Source organism: Rhodopseudomonas sp. BR0C11, from assembly GCF_010820945.1.
GTDB lineage: Bacteria > Pseudomonadota > Alphaproteobacteria > Rhizobiales > Xanthobacteraceae > Rhodopseudomonas > Rhodopseudomonas palustris_H.
In genome coordinates this window covers 1-7,730 of sequence record NZ_QTKI01000227.1, presented here as the reverse complement: position 1 = coordinate 7,730, position 7,730 = coordinate 1, and the positions used below count along the sequence as shown (strand labels likewise).

The following is a 7,730-nucleotide window of genomic DNA, read 5'->3' as shown; positions in this document are numbered from 1 at the left end:
AGACCGCGAAGGCCGGTCTGAAGAAGGCGGCCGAAGCCGTTGCAAAGGCTGGCAAAAAGGCCGCCAAGGCAGTCGTGAAGGCCGCCAAGGGCGCGGCCAAACCGGCAGCCGGTAAGAAGGCGGCTGGCAAGAAGGCGACCCAAAAGGCCGCCGCGACCTCGAAGGCCAAGGCGGTTGCCAAGGCCCCGGCGCGCGGCAACAAGAAGGCCAAAAAGGTCACGAAGAAGCGAGCTTGAATTGGGATTCGGTTGACGAAGCGAAACTGAATCCTTTAATAAGGCCCGAAATCCCGTCGGATTGTTTCAGACGATGCCGGGCCCCAAAACTGAGCGAGGGGTCGGCGTCGTGTTCGCGTTTGTGAACGCCAGCCCGAGTTAGCAAGGAATTGACCGGCCCGTTTCGGTCGGTGACAGGAGAGAAGTCTGTGGCCCGTATAGCCGGCGTGAATATCCCGACCAACAAGCGCGTGCTGATCGCGCTTCAGTACATCCATGGCATCGGCCAGAAGAACGCGGCCGACATCCTGGAGAAGGTGAAGATCCCGCTCGATCGTCGCGTCAATCAGCTCAGCGACGCCGAGGTGCTGCAGATCCGCGAAGTGATCGACCGCGACTATCTGGTCGAGGGTGACCTTCGCCGTGAGACCGGCATGAACATCAAGCGTCTGATGGACCTCGGCTGCTATCGCGGCCTGCGTCATCGTCGCGGCCTGCCGGTGCGCGGTCAGCGCACCCACACCAACGCCCGCACCCGCAAGGGTCCGGCGAAGGCGATCGCGGGCAAGAAGAAGTAAGTTTGCGAGTTGCGAATGGCGAATGGCGAGTAGGGGGCTTCCCCTATTCGCCACTCGTTGTTCGCCATTCGTCGTTTCGGTGGAGCCGCTGGTGTTACGGCGGCGTTGAGATCACGTAGAAAGGTAGACTATGGCCAAGGACGCCACCCGCATTCGCCGTCGCGAGCGCAAGAACATCGCCTCCGGCATCGCGCATGTGAATTCGTCGTTCAACAACACCACCATCACCATCACCGACGCGCAGGGCAATGCGATTGCCTGGTCGTCGGCCGGCACGATGGGTTTCAAGGGCTCGCGCAAGTCGACCCCGTACGCTGCGCAGGTCGCGGCCGAGGACGTCGCCAAGAAGGCGCAGGAGCACGGCATGCGCACCCTCGAAGTCGAGGTGGCGGGCCCCGGTTCGGGCCGTGAGTCGGCGCTGCGCGCGCTGCAGGCGGCGGGTTTCACGGTGACCTCGATCCGCGACGTCACCACCATCCCGCACAACGGTTGCCGTCCGCGTAAGCGTCGTCGCGTCTGAGTTTTGTTCGCCGGCGGTGTTCACCCCGCCGGCGATTCCATTCGTTGTTTCCCGCGGATTGATCCGCAGTTTCCAATGCTAGCAGCGACGCGCCGGGGCCCCGGCTTCGATCGCCTGGCCAGGAAGGTGACACAGTGACGATCCAGAAAAATTGGCAGGAATTGATTCGGCCGAACAAGCTCCAGGTCACCCCCGGGAGCGATGCCACCCGGTTCGCGACGCTGGTCGCCGAACCGCTCGAGCGCGGCTTCGGCCAGACGCTCGGCAACGCGCTGCGTCGCGTGCTGCTGTCGTCGCTGCAGGGCGCGGCGGTGCAGTCGGTCCACATCGACGGCGTGCTGCACGAGTTCTCCTCGATCGCCGGCGTGCGCGAGGACGTCACCGACATCGTGCTGAACATCAAGGACATCTCGCTGAAGATGCAGGGCGAAGGCCCGAAGCGGATGGTCGTAAAGAAGCAGGGGCCGGGCGTCGTCACCGCTGGTGACATCCAGACCGTCGGCGACATCGTCGTGCTGAACCCCGACCTGCAGCTCTGCACGCTGGACGACGGCGCAGAGATCCGCATGGAGTTCACCGTCAACACCGGCAAGGGCTACGTCGCCGCCGAGCGCAACCGTCCCGAGGACGCGCCGATCGGCCTGATCCCGGTCGACAGCCTGTACTCGCCGGTTCGCAAGGTGTCGTACAAGGTCGAGAACACCCGCGAGGGCCAGATCCTCGACTACGACAAGCTCACCATGACGGTCGAGACCAACGGCGCGATCTCGCCGGAGGACGCGGTGGCGTTCGCCGCCCGCATCCTGCAGGATCAGCTCAACGTCTTCGTCAACTTCGAAGAGCCGCGCAAGGAAGTCACTCAGGAGATCATTCCGGATCTCGCCTTCAACCCGGCCTTCCTCAAGAAGGTGGACGAGCTCGAGCTGTCGGTGCGTTCGGCGAACTGCCTGAAGAACGACAACATCGTCTACATCGGCGACCTGGTGCAGAAGTCGGAAGCGGAAATGCTCCGCACCCCGAACTTCGGCCGCAAGTCGCTGAACGAGATCAAGGAAGTGCTGGCGCAGATGGGCCTGCATCTCGGCATGGAAGTGCCGGGCTGGCCGCCGGAGAACATCGACGAGCTCGCCAAGCGCTTCGAAGATCACTACTAAGCAACTCGGCCTCATGGTTCGCCATGAGGCCTCTTCCTCGTCCTGAAGGAGCGGCGCTGCCGCTCTCGAAGGGGGAGGCTCCACCAGGGCGAACGCAGGTAGCCCGCCTGCAACTCCGACGAACCGTCGGGTATCATCGAGTGAAGGACTGACAACATGAAGCACGGCAAGGTTCATCGGAAGCTCAACCGCACGGCCGAACACCGCAAGGCGATGTTCGCCAACATGTGCGCCGCTTTGATCAAGCACGAGCAGATCGTCACCACGCTGCCGAAGGCCAAGGAACTGCGGCCGATCGTCGAGAAGCTGGTCACCCTCGGCAAGAAGGGCGGCCTCGACAAGCGCCGCCAGGCGATCGCCGAAATGCGCGACATCGAGCAGGTCAAGAAGCTGTTCGACGTGCTGGCGCCGCGCTACGCCGATCGCAACGGCGGCTACACCCGCATCATCAAGGCCGGCTTCCGCTACGGCGACAACGCCGCGATGGCGGTGATCGAATTCGTCGATCGGGACGAAGACGCCAAGGGCAAGGATTCGGGCCCGACGCAGGACAGCAGCGAAGCCGAAGCGGCGTAAGCGGCTTCCTTCCAGTCTGAGTTTTCAAAGGGCGGTGCCGCAAGGCGCCGCCTTTTTCGTTGAGCGTATGCCGCTAGAGCGCTTCATCGATTGATTGAAGCGGATTTGGCCTTTGCCAAGCGTCCGAAGTCCTCATCCTGAGGAGCCCGGCAAAGCCGGGCGTCTCGAAGGATGAGGAGCCACATCGCCTGCGGCGCATGGTTCGAGACGGCGCTTCGCGCCTCCTCACTCTGTACAAGCTGCGACCGCTAGGAAGTTCGGTCCTGATTCTGTCAAAAGCAGAGATGCTCTAAGGAAGCCCGATCCCTTGGGGGCTGAATGTGCCCCAGCATCAGCCGTCATCCCCGCGCATGCGGGGATCCAGTATTCCAGAGCGCCGGTGATGAGCATGAAGGCTCTGCGATACTGGGTCGCCCACCTTCGCGGGCGATGACGGCTGGTGGGCGAGGGCGCACGTCCTCGTGTCTGGCGCTGGCGATCGGCGGTCCTGATCGTTACTTCCGTCATCAACGTTGATGATTGAAAACGGGAGTACTCCATGCACATCGATCTTTCCGGCAAGACCGCGCTCGTCACCGGCTCGACCGCCGGCATTGGCCACGCCATCGCCAAGGGCCTCGCCGCGACCGGCGCCCATGTGGTGATCAACGGCCGCGGCCAGGCCAAGGTCGACGCAGCGGTCGCCGCAGTTTCCAAGGTCGCCAAGGGCGGCAAGATCACCGGCGTGGCGGCCGACGTCTCGACCGCGGGTGGCTGTGCCAAACTGGTCGCGGCCCAGCCCGACGTCGATATCCTGATCAACAACACCGGCATCTTCGAGCCGAAGCCGTTCTTCGATATTCCGGACGAAGACTGGCAGCGCTTCTTCGACGTCAACGTGATGAGCGGCGTGCGGCTGTCGCGTGCCTATATGCCGGCGATGCTGAAGCGTAACTGGGGCCGCATCGTCTTCATTGCTTCGGAATCCGCTCTGATGATTCCGCAGGAGATGATCCACTACGGCATGACCAAGACCGCGCAGCTCTCGGTCTCCCGCGGCCTCGCCGAACTCACCCGCGGCACTGCGGTCACTGTCAATGCGGTGATGCCCGGTCCGACGATGAGCGAGGGCGTGCAGACCTTCGTGGCCGATCTTGCCAAGCAGAACGGCCAGTCGGAGAGCGAAGCCGCCGCCAACTTCATCAAGCAGCATCGCCCCGGCTCACTGATCCAGCGCTTCGCCACCGTCGAAGAGATCGCCAACATGGTGGTCTATGTCAGCTCCAAGGAATCCGCCGCCACCAACGGCGCCGCACTGCGGGCCGAAGGCGGCCTGCTGCAGACGATCGCGTAGTTGGAGAAGGGGTGTCGAGTCACTGCCCGCGGCAGCCCTCACCCCAACCCTCTCCCGCATGCGGGAGAGGGAGCCCGCCGCCACTCGGGCAGGCGCTCGGGACAACAACAATGTTGATTAGCACGACGCCATCGAATGAGCCGTGCAGCGTCGACGAGTCTACAACGGTGGGCAGACGATTCTTACGTTCGGCCCCGACCTTGCCGCATCGGCAGCCTGCTCCCTCTCCCGCTTGCGGGAGAGGGGTGGGGTGAGGGCGACGCTGGCACGGCGCTCGTTGAAGAGCGCCTAACCCCACCCCTCCAGCACAATCTTCCCGATCGACGTGCCGCTCTCCAGCAACGCATGTGCGCGTTTCAGGTTGGCGGCGGTGATGGTGCCGAAGGTCTGTTGATGGGTCGTCCGTAGCACGCCGGTGTCGATCAGGCCGGCGACCTCGTCGAGCAGGTCGTGCTGCGCGATCATGTCGGCGGTCTGGTACGAGGAGCGGGCGAACATCGCTTCCCAATGCAGCGACGCCGATTTCGGCTTCAGCAGCATCGGGTTCAGCGCCGCCGGATCGTCGATCAGGCCGATCTTGCCCTGCGGCGCCAGGATATCGATCAGGCCGGCGAAGTGCCCCTCGGTGCCGGTGAGGCTGGCGATCAGCGCGACCGGCGGCAGCTTCAGCGCGTCGACCTGCGGCTTCATCGGCTTGGAGTGATCGATCACGGCGTGGGCGCCGAGGTCGAGGCACCATGCCTGCGTTTCGGGCCGCGACGCCGTGGCGATGATGGTCAGTCCGGTAAGCCGCCGCGCGAGCTGGATCAGGATCGAGCCGACGCCACCGGCGCCGCCGACGATCAGCAGCGTGCGCGGATCGAACGCCTTGCTCGGCACCACGCCGAGCCGGTCGAACAGCAATTCCCAAGCGGTGATCGAAGTCAGCGGCAGCGCTGCGGCTTCGGCAAACCCAAGCGTCTTCGGCTTGCGGCCGACGATGCGCTCGTCGACCAGATGCAGTTCGGCGTTGGTGCCCGGCCGCTGGATCGAGCCGGCGTAAAACACCTCGTCGCCGGGCTTGAACAACGTCACCTCGGCGCCGACCGCTTCGACCACGCCGGCTGCGTCGTAGCCGAGGATCTTGTGTTCGCCGGCGGGTGGGGCGGCGCGCTTGCGCACCTTGAAGTCGACCGGATTGACCGAGATCGCCTTCACCGCAACCCGCAGGTCGCGTGGACCCGGTTCGGGCGTGGGCAGTTGGAGATCCAGCAGCGCCTCCGGATCTTCGATCGGGAGGCTCTTGGTGTAGCCGACAGCTTTCATGGTGGGCTCCGTGTAGGGCGTTTGTCGCCGTGCAAGGTCGCCTTCACCGGCCTTTATTGCAAGTACTGTCGTTTCGGGGATATAGTCACCGATCGGATACTATTGGGCCACTCCGCATGAAACGTCGCAACTTTGCCTGCGCGCCGGGCTGCTCGGTCGAGGTGACGCTCGACCTGATCGACGGCAAGTGGAAGGGCGTCATCCTGTACCATCTGCAGGACGGCCGGCTGCGTTTCGGGGAGCTGCGCCGGCGGATGCCGGGCATCACCCAGCGGATGCTGACCAAGCAGCTGCGCGCTCTGGAAGACGACGACCTGATCACCCGCGAGGTGTTCGCCGAGGTGCCGCCGCGGGTGGAATACGCGCTGTCGGAAACCGGCGAGCGGCTGCGCCCGGTGATCGACGCGCTCAAGCGCTGGGGTGAGGAACACCGCGCCCGCCAGCAGCAGCTCGCGCCGCGCGCCGCCGAGCCGCCGTCCGAAACCGCCGAGGCTCAGCCGGCGTGAGCGCCGGCCGCTTTTCCTTCTCCTGGCTGGGCCGGCGGACTATATCTGCTGCGCCATCGATGCCCCCTGTAACGGATTCCCGCATGAACCCGATCCGCACCTTCGCCGTCCTCTGTGTGTCACTCGCCCTCACCACGCCGCTCGCGGCGCAGGATCGGCGGGTGCCGTCGTCGCCGGCGGAGCTGAAGCTGTCCTACGCGCCGATCGTGCAGCACGTGCAGCCGGCGGTCGTGAACGTTTATGCCGCCAAGGTGGTGCAGAACCGCAATCCGCTGCTGGAAGATCCGATCTTCCGCCGGTTCTTCGGCGTGCCCGGCCAGCCGGAGCAGATCCAGCGCTCGCTCGGCTCGGGCGTGATGGTCGATGCCTCGGGCCTGGTCGTCACCAACAACCACGTCATCGAGGGCGCCGATCAGGTCAAGGTCGCGCTCGCAGACAAGCGCGAGTTCGAGGCCGAGATCGTGCTGAAGGACAGCCGCACCGATCTGGCGGTGCTGCGGCTGAAGGACACCAAGGAGAAGTTTGCCACGCTCGACTTCGCCAACTCCGACGACCTGATGGTCGGCGACGTGGTGCTGGCGATCGGCAACCCGTTCGGCGTCGGTCAGACCGTGACGCACGGCATCGTCTCGGCGCTCGCGCGGACCCAGGTCGGCATCACCGACTATCAGTTCTTCATCCAGACCGACGCGGCGATCAATCCAGGCAATTCCGGCGGCGCGCTGGTCGATGTCTCGGGCAAGCTGGTTGGTATCAACACCGCGATCTTCTCGCGCTCGGGCGGCTCGCAGGGCATCGGCTTTGCGATCCCCGCCAACATGGTGCGCGTCGTGGTCGCCTCCGCCAAGAGCGGCGGCAAGGCCGTGAAGCGGCCGTGGCTCGGCGCGCGGCTGCAGGCGGTGACGCCGGAGATCGCCGAAACCCTCGGGCTGAAGCGGCCGGGCGGTGCGCTGGTCGCCAGCGTTACCAAGGGCAGCCCGGCGGAGCGGGCAGGGCTGAAGCTGTCCGACTTGATCGTGTCGATCGACGGCTTTGCGATCGATGATCCCAATGCGTTCGATTATCGCTTTGCCACCCGTCCGCTCGGCGGTGCCGCGCAGCTCGACGTGCAGCGCAGCGGCAAGGCGGTGAAGCTGTCGATCCCGCTCGAGACCGCGCCGGACTCCGGCCGCGACGAGCTGGTGATCACCGCGCGCTCGCCGTTCCAGGGCGCCAAGATCGCCAACATCTCGCCGGCGATCGCCGACGAAATGCGGCTCGATCCGAGCGTCGAAGGCGTCGTGGTCACCGAGCTTCCAGAAGACAGCACGGCGGCGAATGTCGGCTTCCAGAAGGGCGACATCATCGTTGCGGTCAACAACACCCGCATCGCCAAGACCAGCGACCTCGAACGCGTCGCCGGCCAGACGGCGCGGCTGTGGCGCATCATGCTGGTCCGCGGCGGCCAGCAGATCCAAGTCACCCTGGGCGGATAGCCCTTCGGGACACGACGCCCTCCAGAGAGCTCTGCCGATGAATTCCGGCACTGACTTCGCCCCACGTC

At 65.0% G+C, this 7,730-nt stretch carries 8 protein-coding genes and 1 pseudogene; 8 read left to right on the top strand and 1 reads right to left on the bottom strand.

Going from position 1 to position 7,730, the window contains the following annotated elements; translation table 11 throughout:
- The 6 genes and pseudogenes from DYI24_RS16865 to DYI24_RS16840 form a co-directional block, all read left to right on the top strand.
- A pseudogene (locus tag DYI24_RS16865) lies at positions 1–236 on the top strand (adenylate kinase); the annotation flags it as partial.
- 188 nt (positions 237–424) lie between these two features.
- Positions 425–793, top strand: coding sequence for a 30S ribosomal protein S13 (rpsM, locus tag DYI24_RS16860; RefSeq protein ID WP_011158773.1), 369 nt, complete (start codon positions 425–427; stop codon positions 791–793).
- Between the two features lie 130 nt (positions 794–923).
- Positions 924–1,313, top strand: coding sequence for a 30S ribosomal protein S11 (gene rpsK, locus DYI24_RS16855; RefSeq protein ID WP_011158772.1), 390 nt, complete (start codon positions 924–926; stop codon positions 1,311–1,313).
- A 134-nt stretch (positions 1,314–1,447) separates the two neighbouring features.
- On the top strand, positions 1,448–2,467 hold the full coding sequence (locus DYI24_RS16850) for a DNA-directed RNA polymerase subunit alpha (RefSeq protein WP_107345070.1): 1,020 nt from the start codon (positions 1,448–1,450) through the stop codon (positions 2,465–2,467).
- Between the two features lie 156 nt (positions 2,468–2,623).
- Positions 2,624–3,043: a 50S ribosomal protein L17 gene (gene rplQ, locus DYI24_RS16845; protein ID WP_107345069.1), complete on the top strand. Its 420-nt coding sequence runs from the start codon at positions 2,624–2,626 to the stop codon at positions 3,041–3,043.
- Between the two features lie 538 nt (positions 3,044–3,581).
- A complete protein-coding gene (locus DYI24_RS16840) occupies positions 3,582–4,376 on the top strand; it encodes an SDR family NAD(P)-dependent oxidoreductase (protein ID WP_164573122.1) in 795 nt (264 codons plus the stop codon).
- A gap of 288 nt (positions 4,377–4,664) precedes the next feature.
- On the opposite strand, the gene DYI24_RS16835 is transcribed toward DYI24_RS16840, so the two are convergent.
- Positions 4,665–5,681, bottom strand: a complete 1,017-nt coding sequence (locus DYI24_RS16835; protein WP_164573121.1) for a zinc-binding alcohol dehydrogenase family protein — start codon at positions 5,679–5,681, stop codon at positions 4,665–4,667.
- 116 nt (positions 5,682–5,797) lie between these two features.
- On the opposite strand from DYI24_RS16835, the gene DYI24_RS16830 reads away from it, so the two are divergent.
- Together DYI24_RS16830 and DYI24_RS16825 are read left to right on the top strand one after the other, a co-directional pair.
- Positions 5,798–6,187 carry a winged helix-turn-helix transcriptional regulator gene (locus tag DYI24_RS16830; RefSeq protein ID WP_012496643.1) on the top strand — a complete coding sequence of 130 codons (390 nt, stop codon included), beginning with the start codon at positions 5,798–5,800 and terminating at the stop codon, positions 6,185–6,187.
- A gap of 83 nt (positions 6,188–6,270) precedes the next feature.
- A complete protein-coding gene (locus DYI24_RS16825; RefSeq protein ID WP_164573120.1) occupies positions 6,271–7,662 on the top strand; it encodes a DegQ family serine endoprotease in 1,392 nt (463 codons plus the stop codon).
- The last annotated feature ends 68 nt before the right edge of the window (positions 7,663–7,730 follow it).

What these genes read in the sequence shown, in the direction of transcription:
- rpsK (WP_011158772.1), top strand. Translation starts at nt 924, where the DNA reads ATGGCCAAGGACGCCACCCGCATTCGCCGTCGCGAGCGCAAGAACATC.
- rplQ (WP_107345069.1), top strand. Translation starts at nt 2,624, where the DNA reads ATGAAGCACGGCAAGGTTCATCGGAAGCTCAACCGCACGGCCGAACAC.
- DYI24_RS16835 (WP_164573121.1), bottom strand. Translation starts at nt 5,681, where the DNA reads ATGAAAGCTGTCGGCTACACCAAGAGCCTCCCGATCGAAGATCCGGAG.
- DYI24_RS16840 (WP_164573122.1), top strand. Translation starts at nt 3,582, where the DNA reads ATGCACATCGATCTTTCCGGCAAGACCGCGCTCGTCACCGGCTCGACC.
- DYI24_RS16825 (WP_164573120.1), top strand. Translation starts at nt 6,271, where the DNA reads ATGAACCCGATCCGCACCTTCGCCGTCCTCTGTGTGTCACTCGCCCTC.
- DYI24_RS16830 (WP_012496643.1), top strand. Translation starts at nt 5,798, where the DNA reads ATGAAACGTCGCAACTTTGCCTGCGCGCCGGGCTGCTCGGTCGAGGTG.